This window comes from Bacteroides caecicola, from assembly GCF_023337095.1.
Classification (GTDB): Bacteria; Bacteroidota; Bacteroidia; order Bacteroidales; family Bacteroidaceae; genus Phocaeicola; species Phocaeicola gallinarum.
Genome location: NZ_JAMBLM010000001.1, coordinates 408,920 through 426,826 on the forward strand (window position 1 = coordinate 408,920; position 17,907 = coordinate 426,826).

16 protein-coding genes are annotated in these 17,907 nt (G+C 46.6%); 8 read left to right on the forward strand and 8 right to left on the reverse strand.

Features of this window, described 5'->3' with window-relative positions:
• Positions 1 to 10: 10 nt before the first annotated feature.
• The 7 genes from sufD to rimP form a co-directional block, all read right to left on the reverse strand.
• Positions 11 to 1,354: a Fe-S cluster assembly protein SufD gene (gene sufD / locus M3085_RS01665; protein WP_249052152.1), complete on the reverse strand. Its 1,344-nt coding sequence runs from the start codon at positions 1,352 to 1,354 to the stop codon at positions 11 to 13.
• A gap of 2 nt (positions 1,355 to 1,356) precedes the next feature.
• Positions 1,357 to 2,112, reverse strand: a complete 756-nt coding sequence (gene sufC / locus M3085_RS01670; RefSeq protein WP_178256720.1) for a Fe-S cluster assembly ATPase SufC — start codon at positions 2,110 to 2,112, stop codon at positions 1,357 to 1,359.
• Positions 2,113 to 2,131: 19 nt separating this feature from the next.
• Positions 2,132 to 3,586, reverse strand: a complete 1,455-nt coding sequence (gene sufB / locus M3085_RS01675) for a Fe-S cluster assembly protein SufB (RefSeq protein WP_178256733.1) — start codon at positions 3,584 to 3,586, stop codon at positions 2,132 to 2,134.
• Positions 3,564 to 4,085, reverse strand: a complete 522-nt coding sequence (locus tag M3085_RS01680) for a CvpA family protein (RefSeq protein ID WP_178256719.1) — start codon at positions 4,083 to 4,085, stop codon at positions 3,564 to 3,566. Before M3085_RS01680 ends, sufB begins: the two co-directional genes overlap by 23 nt.
• Positions 4,086 to 4,181: 96 nt before the next feature.
• Positions 4,182 to 7,100, reverse strand: a complete 2,919-nt coding sequence (infB, locus tag M3085_RS01685) for a translation initiation factor IF-2 (RefSeq protein WP_178256718.1) — start codon at positions 7,098 to 7,100, stop codon at positions 4,182 to 4,184.
• A gap of 63 nt (positions 7,101 to 7,163) precedes the next feature.
• Entirely contained in the window at positions 7,164 to 8,420 is a 1,257-nt protein-coding gene (nusA, locus tag M3085_RS01690) for a transcription termination factor NusA (protein ID WP_178256717.1), read from the reverse strand.
• 2 nt (positions 8,421 to 8,422) lie between these two features.
• Positions 8,423 to 8,890 (reverse strand): ribosome assembly cofactor RimP, encoded by a 468-nt coding sequence (rimP, locus tag M3085_RS01695; RefSeq protein ID WP_178256716.1) that lies wholly within the window; start codon positions 8,888 to 8,890, stop codon positions 8,423 to 8,425.
• Between the two features lie 406 nt (positions 8,891 to 9,296).
• Here rimP and M3085_RS01700 point away from each other — a divergent pair, with 406 nt between their 5' ends.
• Positions 9,297 to 10,799: an arylsulfatase gene (locus M3085_RS01700; protein WP_249052153.1), complete on the forward strand. Its 1,503-nt coding sequence runs from the start codon at positions 9,297 to 9,299 to the stop codon at positions 10,797 to 10,799.
• Positions 10,800 to 10,828: 29 nt separating this feature from the next.
• On the opposite strand, the gene M3085_RS01705 is transcribed toward M3085_RS01700, so the two are convergent.
• Positions 10,829 to 11,713, reverse strand: coding sequence for an NAD kinase (locus tag M3085_RS01705; protein WP_178256714.1), 885 nt, complete (start codon positions 11,711 to 11,713; stop codon positions 10,829 to 10,831).
• Between the two features lie 114 nt (positions 11,714 to 11,827).
• Between M3085_RS01705 and M3085_RS01710 the strand changes: the two genes are divergently transcribed.
• From M3085_RS01710 to recG, 7 genes are read left to right on the forward strand one after another with little or no spacing between them, the layout of a single operon-like run.
• Entirely contained in the window at positions 11,828 to 12,541 is a 714-nt protein-coding gene (locus M3085_RS01710) for a pyridoxine 5'-phosphate synthase (protein WP_178256713.1), read from the forward strand.
• A gap of 2 nt (positions 12,542 to 12,543) precedes the next feature.
• Positions 12,544 to 13,263, forward strand: coding sequence for a MotA/TolQ/ExbB proton channel family protein (locus M3085_RS01715; RefSeq protein WP_178256712.1), 720 nt, complete (start codon positions 12,544 to 12,546; stop codon positions 13,261 to 13,263).
• 6 nt (positions 13,264 to 13,269) lie between these two features.
• The gene (locus M3085_RS01720) at positions 13,270 to 13,689 is read left to right on the forward strand and encodes an ExbD/TolR family protein (RefSeq protein ID WP_178256711.1); all 420 of its coding nucleotides are present in this window, start codon (positions 13,270 to 13,272) and stop codon (positions 13,687 to 13,689) included.
• 11 nt (positions 13,690 to 13,700) lie between these two features.
• A complete protein-coding gene (locus tag M3085_RS01725; RefSeq protein ID WP_204500685.1) occupies positions 13,701 to 14,513 on the forward strand; it encodes a TonB family protein in 813 nt (270 codons plus the stop codon).
• A 9-nt stretch (positions 14,514 to 14,522) separates the two neighbouring features.
• Positions 14,523 to 15,071 carry a DJ-1 family glyoxalase III gene (locus M3085_RS01730; RefSeq protein ID WP_178256709.1) on the forward strand — a complete coding sequence of 183 codons (549 nt, stop codon included), beginning with the start codon at positions 14,523 to 14,525 and terminating at the stop codon, positions 15,069 to 15,071.
• Positions 15,071 to 15,742, forward strand: coding sequence for a 2-C-methyl-D-erythritol 4-phosphate cytidylyltransferase (locus M3085_RS01735; protein WP_249052154.1), 672 nt, complete (start codon positions 15,071 to 15,073; stop codon positions 15,740 to 15,742). The genes M3085_RS01730 and M3085_RS01735 overlap by 1 nt, the downstream gene beginning before the upstream one ends.
• 33 nt (positions 15,743 to 15,775) lie before the next feature.
• On the forward strand, positions 15,776 to 17,875 hold the full coding sequence (gene recG / locus M3085_RS01740) for an ATP-dependent DNA helicase RecG (RefSeq protein WP_191710059.1): 2,100 nt from the start codon (positions 15,776 to 15,778) through the stop codon (positions 17,873 to 17,875).
• The last annotated feature ends 32 nt before the right edge of the window (positions 17,876 to 17,907 follow it).

Here is a 17,907-nt window from a genome sequence, read left to right on the forward strand (position 1 = left end):
TTCATGGTAATTATTTGCAGATGGCGCATCCCTGACACTTGTTCAGTTCGCCTCGGAAACGTTTTTCAACCAACAGGTGCAGACGGTCTTTGAGCGCATCCATGCGGATGTTGTCGATAACTTCGTTGACGAAAGCAAACATCAGCAGCAGACGGGCTTCTTTGAGACTGATGCCGCGCTGACGCATGTAAAACAGTGCTGCGTCGTCTAACTGTCCTACGGTAGCCCCGTGCGAACATTTCACGTCGTCGGCATAAATCTCAAGTTGAGGCTGCGTGTACATACGTGCTTCGCGCGTAGCGCAAATGTTGCGGTTGGTTTGCTGCGCCGAAGTATGTTGCGCACCCTCGCGTACCAGTATCTTTCCGGCAAAAGCTCCCACGGCTTGGTCGTCTAACACGTATTTAAACAATTCGTTGCTCGTACAGTCGGCTACTTTATGGTCGATGAACGTATGGTTATCCACCTGTTCGTTCTTGTCGGCAATCGCCATGCCGCACAGGTTCAGTTCGGCACCTCTGCCCGATAACGTTACTTCCGTAGTGTTGCGGGTAGTTCCGTTATGAAGCGTAATACCGTTCAGCAGCACATTGCTGTCTGCCTGCTGGTCGACGTACAAATTACTGAAGCGTACGGTGCTGTTATGCGTCTCCTCCAGTTCGTAAAGGTCGAACGAAGCATTGTTGCCAACAAACACCTCGATTACTTGTGTGGAAAGGAAGTTCACCTCATCCATAGCATGGTCGCAAATCAGCAGTTTGGCTTGCGCATCATCCTCCACTATAACCAAGATGCGGCGGTTTACCATCGAATTGACATCCGCGCGCAGAATGTTTACCAACTGAATAGGCTTGTCCATTACCGCGCCTTTGGGAATATACATCAGTACGCCGTCTTGCGCGAACATGGTGTTAAATGCCGTTATTGCATCTTTCGACGTATCCGCCAGTTTGCCATAATACCGTTTCACCAGTTCGGGATGCTGTTCCGCCATATCCTTCAGGCTGCCGAAGATAATCCCTTCGGGCAACTGTCCGGTGGGCTGCACCTGCTTGTAAAACGAATCGTTCACCACGAAGTAAAGCGAGGTACTCATGTTAGGCACATCACACTTAAATACCTCGTAGGGATTAACCGGGAAAGTCAGCCGGTTGAGGTTTAACCCATAATCCGGAGCGAAATATTTGTCGACATCCGTGTATTTATACTTTTCCTGCTTACGTGTAGGGAAGCCCAACCGCTCAAAATCGGCAAAAGCCGTGGCGCGCGGGGCATTCAAAGCCTCGGCACTGTGTCGGCAAATCATGGCTTCACATTGCGTAAAAAGGTCGATATATTGTTGTTCTGCTTTCATTGTTAAATCTCTCCCAGTTCTTTCTTAATCCAGTCGTAACCCTTTTCTTCCAACTCCAGCGCCAATTCCGGTCCGGCAGTCTTTACGATTCGTCCTTTATAAAGCACGTGTACGACATCCGGTTTGATGTAATCGAGCAGTCGCTGGTAGTGCGTAATAACGATGCAGCTCGTTTCCGGCGTTTTCAGTTTGTTTACTCCCTCAGCCACGATGCGGAGCGCATCAATATCCAGTCCGGAGTCAGTCTCATCGAGGATACTCAACTTCGGTTCGAGCATTGCCATCTGAAAGATTTCATTCCGTTTTTTCTCTCCGCCGGAGAACCCCTCGTTTACCGAACGGTTAGCCAGTTTGCTGTCCAGTTCCACGATTTCGCGCTTCTGGCGCATCAGTTTCAAAAACTCGCTGGCGGTGAGGGCAGGTAGTCCCTTGTATTTGCGGTGTTCGTTCACTGCCGCACGCATGAAGTTCACCATGCTTACGCCCGGAATCTCTACCGGATATTGGAACGAAAGAAACAACCCCTCACGGCTGCGGTCTTCCGCCGAGAGCGACAGGAGATCTTTCCCGTCGAATGTAACCGAACCTTTAGTCACTTCGTAAGAAGGGTGTCCTACCAATACATTGCTTAATGTACTTTTACCGGAACCGTTCGGTCCCATGATGGCATGTACTTCGCCCGATTTTACGGTAAGGTTGATGCCTTTCAATATCTCTTTGCCATTGATGCTGGCATGTAAGTCTTTTATTTCTAACATAACAAATCAATTAAATATTTTATCCTACGCTTCCTTCCAAAGAAATGCTGAGCAACTTCTGAGCTTCTACGGCAAACTCCATCGGTAGTTTGTTGAGTACCTCTTTGGCATAACCGTTCACAATCAACCCTACGGCATCTTCGGTAGAAATGCCTCGCTGGTTGCAATAAAACACTTGGTCTTCTGATATCTTAGAAGTAGTAGCTTCATGCTCTACTACGGCAGTTTCGTTGTGGATATCCATGTAAGGGAATGTATGTGCTCCGCAATGGCTTCCCAACAAGAGCGAGTCGCACTGGCTGAAATTGCGTGCATTGTCGGCTTTTTCTGCCACTCGAACCAATCCGCGGTAAGAGTTCTGGCTCCGTCCGGCACTGATACCTTTACTTACGATGGTAGAGCGCGTATTTTTGCCCAGATGAATCATCTTCGTACCCGTATCTGCCTGCTGGAAGTTGTTGGTTACGGCAACCGAATAAAACTCAGCCGTGGAATTGTCTCCACTCAAGATACAGCTCGGATATTTCCATGTGATGGCAGAACCGGTTTCAACCTGTGTCCACGATAATTTGCTGTCTACGCCTTTACAGTTACCACGTTTGGTAACAAAATTATATACACCGCCTTTACCTTCGGCATCGCCCGGATACCAGTTCTGCACGGTAGAATACTTTACTTCTGCACGGTTAAGCACCACGATTTCTACAATGGCAGCATGTAACTGGTTTTCATCGCGCATCGGAGCCGTACATCCTTCGAGATACGATACATAACTGTCGTCGTCGGCAACGATAAGTGTGCGTTCGAACTGTCCGGTGTTGGCTGCATTGATACGGAAGTAAGTAGAAAGCTCCATCGGACAACGGACTCCTTTCGGGATATAAACGAACGAACCGTCGCTGAATACGGCAGAGTTAAGTGCGGCAAAGAAGTTATCGCGATAACCCACTACCGAGCCTAAATATTTCTTCACCAAATCAGGATGTTCGCGTACAGCCTCGCTGATGGAACAAAAGATGATACCTTTTTCCATTAATGTCTCCTTAAAGGTTGTCTTTACGGAAACCGAGTCCATGACGGCATCTACCGCCATACCGCTCAAAGCCATTTGTTCCTCCAGAGGGATACCTAACTTATTGAATGTTTTGATTAATTCAGGGTCTACCTCATCCATGCTTTTCGGACCTTCTTTCTTTTTGGTCGGATCGGCATAATAAGAGATGGCCTGATAATCAATTTCAGGAATGTTCAGATGTGCCCATGTAGGCATTTCCATTGTCAGCCAATGGCGATATGCTTTCAGGCGGAACTCCAACAGCCATTCCGGTTCGCCTTTCTTGGCAGAAATCAGTCGAACCACATCTTCGTTCAGTCCTTTTTCAATAATATCTGTATGAACATCAGTCGTGAAGCCATACTTGTACTTCTCTTGCGTCAGTTCTTTTACATATTTATTGGGTTCTTGCATAATCAGTATTTATTAAGTGTTGAGTAACGTCTTTTACGACGGGAATAAAAATTCCAGAAAATCTTTTCATAGGATAATATAACACCGACGCTTGCTTTTTTGTTGGTTGAATTAAGGTATTTTCCGTATCTACATATTCGATGAAATAGATAACGATACTTGCTAACAAGCCGTACTTAATGACTCCCAATCCGGCTCCTAACCAGCGGTTGACAAAACCCAAACGGATGACATCAAGCGCTTTGGTTAGCATACCTGCAATGATGCATAAACCAATCGGGACAAGCATCCAAATGATGACGAAGGCCAAAATTTGAGAAAAAGTGACAGAAGCCCCCATTTCTGCTGCTAACCGTTTGCCCACAGAAACGAATAAGGCACGTGCTACCAAAAGTCCGGCGATTAGCCCGACTATGGATGCCAATTGATTGAGGAAACCTTTCATGAAACCCAAAATGGCTCCGATGGCAATCACAGCTATTATTATCCAGTCAAGCGTTTCCATATTCAGGAAATTGAAAGTTGAGAATCGAAAGCCGTCAATGAACGGTATGTGAAACCCCATTCATTGACAACATTCAGTTCCCAACTTCCAACTATATTATAAACTTTGTTTTACTTCTATTTCTTCGTAAGTTTCAATAACATCGCCTACCTTCAAGTCATTGCAAGCCGTTAAACTGATACCGCATTCGAAGTTCGCTCCAACCTCTTTTACATCGTCTTTGAAGCGTTTCAGTGCATTGATATTTCCGGTAAATACTACGATACCGTCGCGGATAAGACGAGCCTTGTCGCTGCGTTTTACCTTACCTGTTTTCACCATTGCACCGGCAACCATACCCACTTTGCTGATGTTGAACACTTCGCGCACTTCAAGTGTAGCTGTAACTTGCTCTTTCAGCGTAGGAGCCAACATACCTTCCATTGCCGATTTTACTTCTTCGATGGCATCGTAAATAATAGAATACTTACGGATATCCACACCTTCTTGCTCAGCCAGTTTGGCAGCATTGTTTGACGGACGGACTTGGAAACCTACGATGATAGCATCTGAAGCGGCTGCCAAAGACACATCCGATTCGGAGATTTGACCTACGCCTTTGTGGATAACGTTTACCTGAATTTGTTCGGTAGAAAGTTTAATCAGCGAGTCGCTCAATGCTTCTACCGAGCCGTCTACGTCGCCTTTTACAATGACGTTCAGTTCGTGGAAATCTCCCAATGCCAAGCGGCGACCCACTTCATCCAGCGTAAGCATCTTCTGGGTACGCAGTCCTTGTTCGCGCTGTAACTGTTCGCGCTTGTTGGCTATTTCGCGGGCTTCTTGGTCGGTGTCGAATACATGGAATGTGTCGCCTGCTGCCGGAGCACCGTTCAATCCGAGGATTAATACCGGTTCTGACGGACCGGCTTCTTTCAACCGCTGATTACGCTCGTTGAACATCGCCTTCACCTTTCCGTACGAAGTACCTGCAAGCACGATGTCGCCCACGTGTAACGTACCGTTCGAAATCAATACCGTAGCCACATAACCACGTCCCTTATCCAGTGACGATTCGATGATAGATCCGGTTGCTTTGCGGTTCGGATTGGCTTTCAAGTCAAGCATTTCAGCTTCAAGCAATACTTTTTCCAACAACTCCTGTACACCGATACCTTTTTTAGCCGAAATATCTTGCGACTGATATTTACCTCCCCATTCTTCTACGAGGAAGTTCATCGAAGCCAATTCTTCTTTTATCTTGTCCGGGTTGGCATTCGGTTTATCTATTTTATTGATGGCAAATACGATAGGTACTCCGGCTGCCATTGCATGGTTGATAGCTTCTTTGGTTTGCGGCATGACATTATCGTCGGCTGCCACAATGATAATAACCACGTCGGTAACCTTTGCACCACGCGCACGCATGGCTGTAAATGCTTCATGTCCCGGTGTATCGAGGAATGTGATGCGGCGTCCGTCTTCCAGCTTGACGTTATAAGCTCCGATGTGCTGTGTGATACCACCGGCTTCACCGGCGATTACATTTGCCTTGCGGATATAATCAAGCAAAGACGTCTTACCGTGGTCAACGTGACCCATTACGGTAACAATCGGAGCGCGAGGTTGCAAATCTTCCTCGGCATCTTCTTCTTCCTCTATTGCCTGAGCCACTTCGGCACTTACATATTCTGTTTTGTAACCAAATTCTTCCGCAACCAAGTTAATAGCTTCTGCATCCAAACGCTGGTTGATAGACACCATGATACCCACGCTCATACACGTAGAGATAACTTGCGTAACAGGAATATTCATCATGCTTGCCAGTTCGTTTGCCGTTACAAACTCGGTAAGTTTCAATACCTTGCTTTCTTCCTGTTCCAGTTCCTCCTGTTCCATTTGGCGGTTCTGGATATTTTCACGTTTTTCTTTACGGTATTTGGCAGCTTTGTTCTTTCCTTTGTTTGTCAGGCGGGCCAATGTCTCTTTTACCTGCTTGGCAACGTCTTCATCGCTCACTTCCTGTTTGATAATCGGCTTCTTGAAACGGTCTTTGCCATGTTTTCCGCCTCCTTGTTGCTGCGAGCCTTTGTTCGATTTTTCTGAGCGTGACGAAGCACCGTTTCCCGAAGCATTAACCGGATTGTTTATATCAATCCGTTCTTTGTTAATGCGGTTACGTTTTTTCTTTTTGTTAGTTGCATCGTCAGCATTTGCCTTGTCGGCTTTTTCGTCCGTTTTACGTATTTCCTTGATGATGGCATCTTTCATTTGCTTGCGCTGTTCTTGGCGCAATTTGTCTTTCTCTTCGCGTTCTTTCCGCTTTTCTTCTTTTGATTTTTTCTTCGGACGGGTAGACTGGTTCAATGCTGCAAGGTCAATTTGCCCTACTACATTGATTTTAGATTTAAACTCAGTCGGTCGGATTTTAAAAATCTCTTCTTCCTGTTTCTCAGAAGTCGGTTGGGCTTCTTGTTGAGGTGTTTCTTTCTTTTCTTCTTCCATCGGCTTTGATTTCAATTCTTCCGTTTCTGTTTTCGTCGGTATCTGTTCTTCAGTGTTATTGTTTTCCGGTTGTGCTGCGGGTACTTCTTCCACTGCTGCCGGTGTGGGCGCAGTTTCTTCTTTTTGAGGTTCGGCCGCAATTTCAGTATCTTTCGGTTCGGTAGTTTCCGCTTTGTTCTTTTTGTTAAGATTATCCAAGTCTATCTTGCCTACCTGTTTGAATTTAGGACGCACCTCTTCGGGCACGACGGTTTCTATTACCTCCGGCTTTTTCATTTCCGGATGTAAATCTTCGATAGACACGGAGGCTTTATTGCGGTCTTTGTTTTGCCGTTCTTGAAAAATCTTCTCCGACTTTATTTTCAAATCCTTGTCTTTGCTGAACTCTTTTACGAGCGCAGCATACTGTTCGTCTGTAATCTTGGTATTGGGATTCGCCTCAATGGTGTAGCCTTTTTTCTGCAAAAAATCTACTACCGTAGTAATCCCTACATTTAAGTCTCTTGTTACTTTATTTAATCTAATCGTCATACGCTTTGTTAAATTGAAAAATTGAAAAATGAAAATTTTAAAAGTCGGAGAAGAACAAACAGATTATTCTTCGAATTCGGCTTTCAAAATTCTCAATACGTCGTCTACCGTATTTTCTTCCAAGTCTGCTTTTTCAACCAACATTTCACGCGGAGCGTTCAGTACGCCTTTGGCAGTATCAATGCCGATACTCTTGATGGCGTTGATAACCCATTCGTCGATTTCGTCTTTAAATTCGTCCAAATAGATATCTTCGTCGGTTGCATCTTCGTTCAGTTCACGATATACATCGATGGTATATTCGGTAAGCATACTTGCCAGTTTGATGTTCAACCCGCCTTTACCGATAGCCAGCGAAACCTCTTCGGGTTTCAGGTAGACTTCTGCTTTTCTGTCTTCTTCGTGCATTACGATAGAAGAAATCTTAGCAGGACTCAAGGCACGCTGGATAAACAGTTGGATGTTTGACGTGTAGTTGATTACATCAATATTTTCGTTACGAAGTTCGCGTACGATTCCGTGAATACGCGAGCCTTTTACACCCACACATGCACCTACCGGGTCGATACGTTCGTCGTATGATTCGACGGCAATCTTTGCGCGTTCGCCGGGGATGCGGGCGATGCGTTTGATAGTAATCAGTCCGTCGTTGATTTCCGGTACTTCCTGTTCGAACAGACGCTGCAAGAACACGGGCGAGGTGCGGCTCAAAATAATCTTCGGGTTGTTATTTTTGTTGTCAACACGTGCTACGACAGCGCGCACCGTTTCTCCCTTGCGGTAAAAGTCGCTCGGAATCTGTTCCGTTTTGGGCAGCAGCAACTCATTGCCTTCGTCGTCCAGCAAAAGGATTTCTTTTTTCCACGTCTGGTATACTTCGGCGCTGATGATTGTTCCCACCTTATCTATATATTTATTATATAAACTGTCTTTTTCCAGTTCCAGTATTTTCGAAGCCAACGTCTGGCGCAGGTTCAGGATGGCACGGCGTCCGAACTTTTCAAAGATAACCTCGTCGGTAACCTCTTCGCCGATTTCGTACGATGTGTCTATTTTGCGGGCTTCCGTCAGCGAAATCTGCATGTTGGGATTGGTCAGCTCATCGTCTGCCACCACCTCGCGGTTACGCCATATTTCGAAGTCTCCTTTGTCGGGGTTTACGATAACGTCGTAATTCTCGTCCGTACCAAACATTTTTGCAATAACGCTACGGAACGATTCTTCCAACACGCTCACCATTGTGGTGCGGTCGATATTCTTTAGTTCTTTAAATTCCGAGAATGTGTCAATCAAGCTGACTGTTTCTTCTTTCTTCGCCATGATTATTTAAAGCTAATTAAGTATTTGGTATATTTTATTTCCTCGTAAGTAAATGTCAGGTTCTGTTCTACCAATTTCGGGCGTTTCGCTCCCTCCGGTTTCACTTTAACCTCGATGGTTATCGTAAAGTTTTCCTCGTTGGCATCCGCCAGTACGCCGGTATACTTTTTACCGTCTTTAGCCAATACTTCCACGTCTTTTCCGATGTGAATCTGGTACTGCTTCAAAACCTTAAACGGTTGTCCGATACCTGCCGAGCCTACTTCCAGCTCGTAATCCTCTTCTTCGCGGTTCAGTTTCGATTCGATGTAACGGCTCAGTTCCACACAATCGTCAATCCATACTCCTTCGGCATGGTCGATTTCCACTACGATTTTGTCATCCGGATTAACGGTTACGTCTACCAGAAAATAATCTTTATCTTCCAGCCATTCTTCTACTATCCGGGTTACAATGTTTTTATCTATCATGTATAAACTATTAAGAATAAAAAAAGGAGCTTGACCGCCCCTCCACCTTTCATCCATTTCGGACGCAAAGATATAAATAATATAATGTATTGCAAAATAATGGGATAAATATTTTTTGAAACACAGCGCTCTGCAGCGCTTGAGAAATAATGTGTTGTGTGATGCGTTCTATGGGTTCGGAAATAATTGCTACCCGTAAAGATTCGTTTTTATGGCAGGGCAAAACGCTTCCGCATGTGTTCATCAACTCATCCCGAAAGACCGGATGACTTATCGGCTTGCGTTACTTGGTTTGTCGGGATGAATTTTTTGACGGTTTGCAGTTGTAAAAATCTCTTTCGTGAGAGGGTGTTTATTTCTTGATTTTTGTTATCTTTGAGCCTTACTTTAATTTACATGAGTTACTATGAAAAAAGAAGCATTGATTTTATCTGCATTTATGGCTACTGCTACGGGAATTTTCTCACAACAACGGCAGACTCCTAATATTATATTTATATTGTGTGACGACATGGGGTATGGCGATTTGGGCTGTTACGGCCAGCGGCTGATCGAGACTCCGAATATCGACCGCATGGCGTCAGAAGGGATGCGCTTTACGCAGGCATACGCCGGCAGTCCGGTGAGTGCTCCTTCGCGTGCTACGCTGATGACGGGGCAGCACAGCGGGCATACTCATGTCCGCGGAAATAAGGAATATTGGACGCAGGCGGATAAAGTGATGTATGGCGAGAATCCGGATTTTGCAGTGGTGGGACAAGAACCTTACGATTCGGCCCACGTGATATTGCCCGAAGTGATGAAGCGTAACGGGTATACGACCGGTATGTTTGGTAAATGGGCGGGAGGTTACGAAGGCTCGTGGTCTACTCCTGACAAGCGGGGAGTGGATGAATATTACGGATATATCTGTCAGTTTCAAGCCCACTTGTATTATCCGAATTTCCTGAACCGGTATAGCCGTTCGAAAGGCGATAAAGAGGTTAGGCGCGTGGTGTTGGAAGAAAATATCAAGTATCCGATGTATGGCGATGATTATTTCAAGCGTCCCCAGTATTCGGCAGACCTGATTCACCAAGAGGCTTTGAAATGGCTGGACGCCCAGACGGGCGAGCAACCGTTTTGCGGCATTTTTACCTATACGCTTCCTCACGCCGAACTGGCTCAGCCGAATGATTCGATTCTGAATGGTTACAAGAAACGCTTTTTCGAAGACAAAACATGGGGAGGTTCGGAAGGCTCGCGCTATAATCCCGTAACGCATACCCACGCTCAGTTTGCTGCCATGATTACCCGCTTGGATGCTTACGTGGGAGAAATCTTTGATAAGCTGAAAGAAAAAGGGCTGGATGAGAATACGATTGTATTTTTCAGCAGCGATAACGGTCCGCATGAAGAAGGAGGCGCAGACCCGGCATTCTTCGGACGCGACGGGAAGTTGAGAGGACTGAAACGCCAATGTACCGAAGGCGGTATCCGTGTTCCGTTTATCGTGCGCTGGCCGGGACATGTGAAGCGTGGAAGCACGAACGATTTGCAGTTGGCTTTTTATGATATAATGCCTACGTTTTGCGAGCTGATAGGCGACGAAGGTTTTCCCGCAGCATACAAAGGAGGTTTTGATGGTATTTCTTTTGCTCCGACCTTGTTAGGAAACGACGATAAGCAGAAAAAGCATGAGTATCTGTATTGGGAGTTTCATGAAACCGACCAGATAGCGGTGCGCATGGGCGATTGGAAGTTGTTGGTGAAGAAAGGCACTCCTTCGTTGTATAATTTGAAAGAAGACATTCACGAAGACCATGATGTGGCTGCACAACATCCGTCGGTGGTTCGCCGTATGCTCCAAGTAATTCGGACCGAACACCGCCCCAGCGAGCTGTTTAAAGTTACTTTGCCTGCCTTCTGACCCTTCGGGGAAACAGAAACAGTGGGGAATCAGATGCGGTTATCCATTCCCCACATCATCTTTTCGCGCAGGGTGTTGAAGAACGAATGGTGGCAACGTTTCACGATGCGTACATGATAATCGGCGCGGCGGATGGTTAGTTGCGTACCTTCGCGACAACTTTCGCTGCGTCCGTCTACTGCCACGAGGAAATTATGGCTGCGGCTTTCTACGTTAAGTGTGATTTCCCAATCGTCGCGGATTACTATCGGGCGTATGTTGAGGCTGTGGGCAGCAACGGCTGTCAGGCTGATGGTTCCGCTTTGAGGAACCAAGATGGGGCCGCCCACACTGAGCGAATATCCCGTAGAGCCGGTAGGTGTGGCGATAATCAGTCCGTCTGCCCGGTAAGTGTTCAGCGGTTCGCCGTTAACCAATACTTCGATGGTTATCATCGAAGAACTGTCTCGCTTCAGAATGGCTATTTCGTTCAGTCCGTAAGGATATCCTTTCAGAACCTGTCCGTGAGAGGTGAGTTTCAACACGCGGCGGGGTTCGGCAAGATACATTCCACGGTGGATTTCTTCGAAAGTCTCCTCCATTTGGTCGGGCGATATGTCGGCAAGAAACCCCAGCCTGCCTGTATTGATGCCCAATATCGGAATTTCTTTATCTCCTACCCGGCTGGCAGCTTTCAGAAAAGTGCCGTCGCCTCCTATGCTCAGCGCCATGTCGGCTGTAAAGTTATTCCCTTCAAATACTTCAAGTCCTGTTAAGTTAGTATTCGTATGGTGGTGTAAGAAATCGTAAAACTCGCTACTGATGCAGATTTGTGCTTCTTTTTTTCGTAAAATATCCAATAAGTGAGCCACATGCGCCGACTTGTGTGCTTGGTAAGTATTTCCGAAAAGGGCAAATTTCATTCTCTGTTGCATAGACTTTATAGCTTTTTTATCAATCTTTTTCAGGATTATTGTTACAAATTTCTCGTAAATCCTGCTAACTTTGCACGTTGTTGATGCAAATATACGAAAAAACAAATAAACGATATGACTAAATTAAGTGTTAATATAAACAAGGTGGCTACCCTGCGCAACGCGCGTGGCGGAAATAATCCCAACGTGGCACAGGTAGCGGTTGATTGCGAGGCTTATGGTGCCGAGGGAATTACGGTTCATCCGCGTCCCGACGAGCGACACATTCGCTATGCCGATGTATATACGCTTCGCCCGCTGGTGAAAACAGAGTTCAACATCGAGGGCTATCCTTCGAAAGAGTTTGTTGATTTGGTCTTGAAAGTAAAGCCACATCAGGTTACGCTGGTACCCGATGCTCCCGACCAAATCACATCAAACGCAGGTTGGGATACCAAGACGAATCTCGCCTTCCTTACAGAACTGATGGATGTGTTTGATGAGGCAGGTATCCGTACTTCTATTTTTGTAGGAACGGATATCCCGATGATAGAATATGCCGCCAAAGCCGGAGCCGACCGGGTAGAGTTGTACACAGAACCTTATGCTTCGCTTTATCCGAAGAATCCCGAAGCAGCAGTGGCTCCGTTTGTAGAAGCTGCCAAAGTGGTTCGCAAGTTGGGGATGGGGCTGAACGCCGGACATGACTTGAGTTTGGCGAATTTGAAGTATTTCCACGACAATATCCCGTGGGTAGACGAAGTGTCAATCGGTCATGCACTGATATGCGACGCACTGTATTTAGGATTAAAGAAAACGATTGAAGAATATAAAAAATGCCTTCATTAATTATGGTAACATTGACTTTGCTGGCTGCTGCACAGACGGTGGCCGAAACTGTAACCGGTGAAAATCCGGTATTGACTCCTCTTGCTTCGGGCGAACCCCAGATGAATCTTTGGGATATGGCTTGTAAGGGAGGATGGATTATGATTGTTCTGGCTGTAATGTCGGTTATAGCCTTTTACATATTTTTCGAGCGGGCTGTGGTAATCCGTAAGGCGGGTAAAGAAGATCCGTTGTTTATGGAACGCATCCGCGACTATGTAAAATCGGGCGAAATCAAATCGGCAATCAACTATTGCAGAATGGCTAATACGCCATCGGCACGTATGATAGAGAAAGGAATTATGCGTATGAATCGCCCTACCGCAGACGTACAGGCAGCCATTGAGAATACCGGAAACATTGAGGTAGCTAAGCTGGAGAACGGACTGTCTATTATCGCAACGGTTTCCAGCGGTGCGCCGATGCTGGGATTTTTGGGTACGGTAACAGGTATGGTCAAGGCGTTCTGGAACATGGCAAACGCCGGAAACAACATTGACATCACGTTGCTGTCAAGTGGTATTTACGAGGCTATGATTACCACCGTAGGAGGATTGGTTGTAGGTATTGCTGCCATGTTTGCTTATAATCATTTGGTTTATCGGGTAGATAAGGTAGTCAGCCAAATGGAAGCACGTACGATTGCTTTTATGGATTTGCTGAATGAACCGACCGAAAAATAATTGCTTATGCCACTTAAACGAAGACAAAAAATATCGCCCAGCTTCAGTATGTCGTCAATGACAGACCTTATATTCTTGTTGCTGATATTTTTTATGATAACCTCAACAATGGTGTCGCCGAACGCCATTAAAGTTTTATTGCCGCAAGGCTCCGAACAAACCTCAGCGAAGCCTATGGCACGGGTAATTATAGATAAGAACTTGAATTATTACGGCGCGTTCGGAAAAGAAGACGAAATGCCGCTTAGTATTGATGAAGTGCCGGCTTTTTTGCAAGAATGTGCGCAGAAAGAACCCGAAATGTATGTGGCTCTGTATGCTGATGAATCAATTCCTTACCGAGAGGTGGTTCGTGTATTGAACATCGCCAACGAGAATCATTTTAAAATGGTGCTTGCCACTCGCCGTCCGGATAAAAAACAATAACTGTTGAGTTTATGAGGAAAAGTAAGGTAACAGGAATAATAGGTACAACCGTGCTTCACGTGTTGATACTGGTTCTGCTTTTTGTCCTGACGCTGGTAAAACCCGAGCCGCAGGAAGAAGGTGGTGTGCCGGTTATGCTGGGAGAGGCTGAAGAAGCGACAGGGGATGCCGATCCTTATACGCTTACGGAAGTTGATGTTATGCCTCAGCAGGAAGCGGTTCAGCCGGAGCCTTCAATACCTGAGCCGGAAGTTGAACAACCGATGATAACCCAAGCAGAAGAATCACCCATTCAAGTTAAAAAGGAAAAGCCCAAGAAAGAAGAAACCAAGCCTCAAAAGGAAGTTGCAGTTAAGCCAAAAGAGAAAACCGAAGCTGAAAAACGCGCCGAGGCTGAGCGTGCTGCGGCAGAAGCTGCTGCCAGCAAAATAGCCGGTGCGTTCGGTAAAGGTTCTAAAATGGGGAGCAAAGGAACGGCTGCATCGGGGACGGGCTTGCAAGGAAGTCCGACCGGAAATTCCGATACGGGGAAAACCGATGGGGTTGGTGGATATGGAACATTCGACTTAAACGGGCGTTCGTTGGGGAAAGGCGGTCTGCCGGTTCCTGTCTATAATGTACAGGATGAAGGGCGTGTGGTAGTAACCATCGTTGTTAATCCTGCTGGAGAAGTTATTAGTACAAGTATTAATAAACGTACCAATACGGTTAATCCCGCTTTACGCCGTGCTGCCGAAGAAGCTGCAAGAAAAGCACGCTTTAATACGGTGGAAGGAGTAAATAACCAAAGCGGAACGATAACATATTATTTTAAACTAAAATGATTTATGCTTATGAAAACGATTTGTATTTTTTTAGCAGAAGGTTTTGAAGAAACAGAAGCACTGACTCCGTTAGACATCATGCGCCGGGGTGGATTGGAAGTAAAAACCGTATCTGTGACAGGAAATAAAGTGGTAATGGGAGCGCATCAAGTACCTGTTGTTGCCGATATATTGTTTGAAGAGCTGAAAGAGGAAGATGTTGAAATGATAGTTCTGCCGGGTGGACTTCCGGGAGCAACCAATTTGGACGCACACGCAGGTTTGGATAAACTGATTATGAATTTCGCTGCTGCCGGTAAACCGTTGGCTGCTATTTGTGCTGCTCCGATGGTGTATGGAAAGCGTGGATTGTTGAAGGGTAAGAAGGCAACCTGCTATCCGGGATTCGATAAGTATCTGGACGGAGCGGAATATACAGGTAACATGGTGGAAGTAGTGGATAATTTCGTATTGGGAAAAGGTCCGGCTGCTGCTGCGATGTTCGGCTTTGCCCTTCTTGAGAAACTTGCTGGCGCAGCGAAAGCGCAAGAGGTAAAAAACGGCATGTTATTTGCCTGATGAAAAAATATGTCATAGTCGTTGCAGGCGGAAAGGGCTTGCGGATGGGAGGCGATATTCCCAAGCAATTCATTCCGATAAAAGGCAAACCGGTATTGATGCGCACGCTGGAGGCTTTTCATGCTTACGACGATAAGATAGAACTGATAGTGGTACTTCCGGTAGAGCAGCAAGCCTACTGGAAGCGCCTTTGTGCAGATTACGGTTTTACGCTTCCGCACACCGTAGCCGATGGCGGAGAGACCCGTTTTCATTCGGTGCGGAACGGATTGGCGCAAGTGAAGGAAGACGGACTGGTTGGTGTGCATGACGGGGTTCGTCCGTTTGTATCACGTGAGGTGATAGCGGCCTGTTACGATGCGGCGGCAGAGCAGGAAGCTGTGGTTCCGGTTACGGATGTGGTAGAGACCATACGTCGTGTGGAGCCGGACGGACAGAGTGAAACTGTTCCGCGTGACTGTTATAAACTGGTGCAGACTCCCCAAGTTTTTACCGTCGGTCTGCTGAAACAGGCTTACAGGCAGGTGTATGTTCCCCGGTTTACTGACGATGCTTCGGTGGTGGAGGCGTTGGGACATCTGGTTTATTTGGTTAAGGGGAATCGTGAAAACATCAAACTTACCACTCCTTTCGATTTAAGGGTAGCCGAAGTCTTGGCTGATGCCGAGTAGCGTGTGTTTAATCTCTCATTTATTATTTTCAAAGTGCTCGATTTATCTTCGCGTGATATAAAGTATTTGCAGGGAGTAGGTCCTCAGCGGGCGGCTATTCTGAATAAAGAATTGAATGTTTGTTCGTTCCGGGATTTGCTGTATTATTTCCCTTATAAGTATGTTGACCGCAGTCGCCTTTATTACATTCATGAGATAGACGGCAACATGCCTTATATTCAGTTGCGAGGAAAAATATTAAGTTTTGAAACTTTCGGCGAAGGACGCCAGCGCAGGCTGGTGGGGCACTTCTCCGATGGAACGGGCGTAGTAGACCTGATTTGGTTTCAAGGACTTAAATACGTCATGGGGCGGTATAAGGCGAACGAAGAGTATATTGTGTTCGGTAAACCTACTGTCTTTAACGGGCGCATCAACATCCCTCACCCCGATATCGACCCTGCCGAGGAACTGACACTTTCTTCAATGGGGCTTCAACCGTATTATAACACTACGGAGAAGATGAAGCGGAGCAACCTTAATTCGCACGCCATTGAAAAATTGATGAAGAACCTCTTCAATGCTTTACAGCGCGAGGTTATCGACGAAACGTTGAGCGTTTCGCTGATAGAGTCTCACCATCTGATGCCGCTTACCGAGGCACTTTATAATATCCATTTCCCTCAGAATCCCGAACTGCTTCGCCGCGCACAGTATCGCTTGAAGTTCGAGGAACTTTTCTACGTCCAACTGAATATTCTCCGTTATACGAAGGAACGTCGCAATAAATTCCGCGGACTGGTGTTCGGGCGGGTGGGAGAGATTTTCAATACCTTTTATTCACAAAATCTGCCGTTCGAGCTTACCGGTGCGCAGAAGCGGGTGATTAAAGAGATGAGGCGCGACATGAAGAGCGGCAGGCAGATGAATCGCCTCTTGCAGGGCGACGTTGGGAGCGGGAAAACTTTGGTGGCGCTCATGACCATGCTTATCGCTTTAGACAATGGTTATCAGGCATGTATGATGGCGCCTACCGAAATTCTTGCCACGCAGCATTACGAAACCATTTCGCGATTCCTGCAAGGTATGGAAGTCCGTGTGGAACTGCTTACGGGGGCGGTAAAGGGAAAGAAGCGAGAAACAATCCTCCGCGATTTGCTGACGGGCGACGTGCATATCCTGATAGGTACGCACGCCGTAATCGAAGATACGGTTAATTTTTCTTCGCTTGGCTTGGTGGTTATTGATGAGCAACACCGGTTCGGGGTAGCCCAGCGTGCCAAGTTATGGGCGAAAAACGTATCTCCGCCTCACGTGTTGGTAATGACGGCTACCCCCATTCCCCGTACGCTGGCGATGACGCTGTATGGCGACCTCGACGTGTCGGTTATCGACGAGCTTCCGCCGGGGCGTAAACCCATCCAGACTGTTCATCAGTTTGATAATCGCCGCCCGTCAATGTATGCGTTTATCAGAAAACAGATACAGGAGGGCAGACAGGTTTATATCGTTTATCCGCTGATACAAGAGAGCGAGAAAATGGATATCAAAAATCTGGAGGACGGATACCTGCACATCTGCGAGGAGTTTCCTGAATATAAGGTAAGCAAAGTGCATGGCAAGATGAAGCCTGCCGAAAAGGAAGAGGAGATGCAACGCTTCTTACGCAACGAAACACAGATTATGGTGGCCACTACGGTTATTGAGGTGGGGGTCAATGTGCCGAACGCTTCGGTAATGGTCATCGAAAATGCCGAACGCTTTGGGTTGTCGCAGTTGCATCAGTTGCGCGGACGAGTGGGACGCGGTGCCGACCAGTCGTATTGCATTCTCGTGACCGGTTATAAGCTGACGGAAGAGACACGCAAGCGCATCGAAATCATGGTGCAGACGAACGACGGGTTCGAGATTGCCGAAGCCGACTTGAAGTTGCGCGGACCGGGCGACTTGGAAGGAACGCAGCAAAGCGGTGTGGCGTTCGATTTGAAGATAGCCGATATAGCCCGCGATGGTCAGCTCTTGCAGTATGTGCGCGATATAGCCGAGCGTTTGCTCGATGAAGACCCCAACTGTGTCCGTCCCGAAAATGCCGTTATCTGGCAACAGCTAAAAGAATTGCGTAAAAAGAATGTGAATTGGGCTGTAATTTCTTAGAGCCTGTTTAAATTTTCCAATAAGTTGTTTTC

Bases quoted from the DNA above. Each gene is read 5' to 3' on its own strand.
- M3085_RS01730 (WP_178256709.1), top strand. From the start codon at position 14,523: ATGAAAACGATTTGTATTTTTTTAGCAGAAGGTTTTGAAGAAACAGAA.
- M3085_RS01720 (WP_178256711.1), top strand. From the start codon at position 13,270: ATGCCACTTAAACGAAGACAAAAAATATCGCCCAGCTTCAGTATGTCG.
- M3085_RS01700 (WP_249052153.1), top strand. From the start codon at position 9,297: ATGAAAAAAGAAGCATTGATTTTATCTGCATTTATGGCTACTGCTACG.
- M3085_RS01715 (WP_178256712.1), top strand. From the start codon at position 12,544: ATGGTAACATTGACTTTGCTGGCTGCTGCACAGACGGTGGCCGAAACT.
- sufD (WP_249052152.1), bottom strand. From the start codon at position 1,354: ATGAAAGCAGAACAACAATATATCGACCTTTTTACGCAATGTGAAGCC.
- M3085_RS01710 (WP_178256713.1), top strand. From the start codon at position 11,828: ATGACTAAATTAAGTGTTAATATAAACAAGGTGGCTACCCTGCGCAAC.
- rimP (WP_178256716.1), bottom strand. From the start codon at position 8,890: ATGATAGATAAAAACATTGTAACCCGGATAGTAGAAGAATGGCTGGAA.
- M3085_RS01705 (WP_178256714.1), bottom strand. From the start codon at position 11,713: ATGCAACAGAGAATGAAATTTGCCCTTTTCGGAAATACTTACCAAGCA.
- M3085_RS01680 (WP_178256719.1), bottom strand. From the start codon at position 4,085: ATGGAAACGCTTGACTGGATAATAATAGCTGTGATTGCCATCGGAGCC.
- infB (WP_178256718.1), bottom strand. From the start codon at position 7,100: ATGACGATTAGATTAAATAAAGTAACAAGAGACTTAAATGTAGGGATT.
- M3085_RS01735 (WP_249052154.1), top strand. From the start codon at position 15,071: ATGAAAAAATATGTCATAGTCGTTGCAGGCGGAAAGGGCTTGCGGATG.
- M3085_RS01725 (WP_204500685.1), top strand. From the start codon at position 13,701: ATGAGGAAAAGTAAGGTAACAGGAATAATAGGTACAACCGTGCTTCAC.
- sufC (WP_178256720.1), bottom strand. From the start codon at position 2,112: ATGTTAGAAATAAAAGACTTACATGCCAGCATCAATGGCAAAGAGATA.
- nusA (WP_178256717.1), bottom strand. From the start codon at position 8,420: ATGGCGAAGAAAGAAGAAACAGTCAGCTTGATTGACACATTCTCGGAA.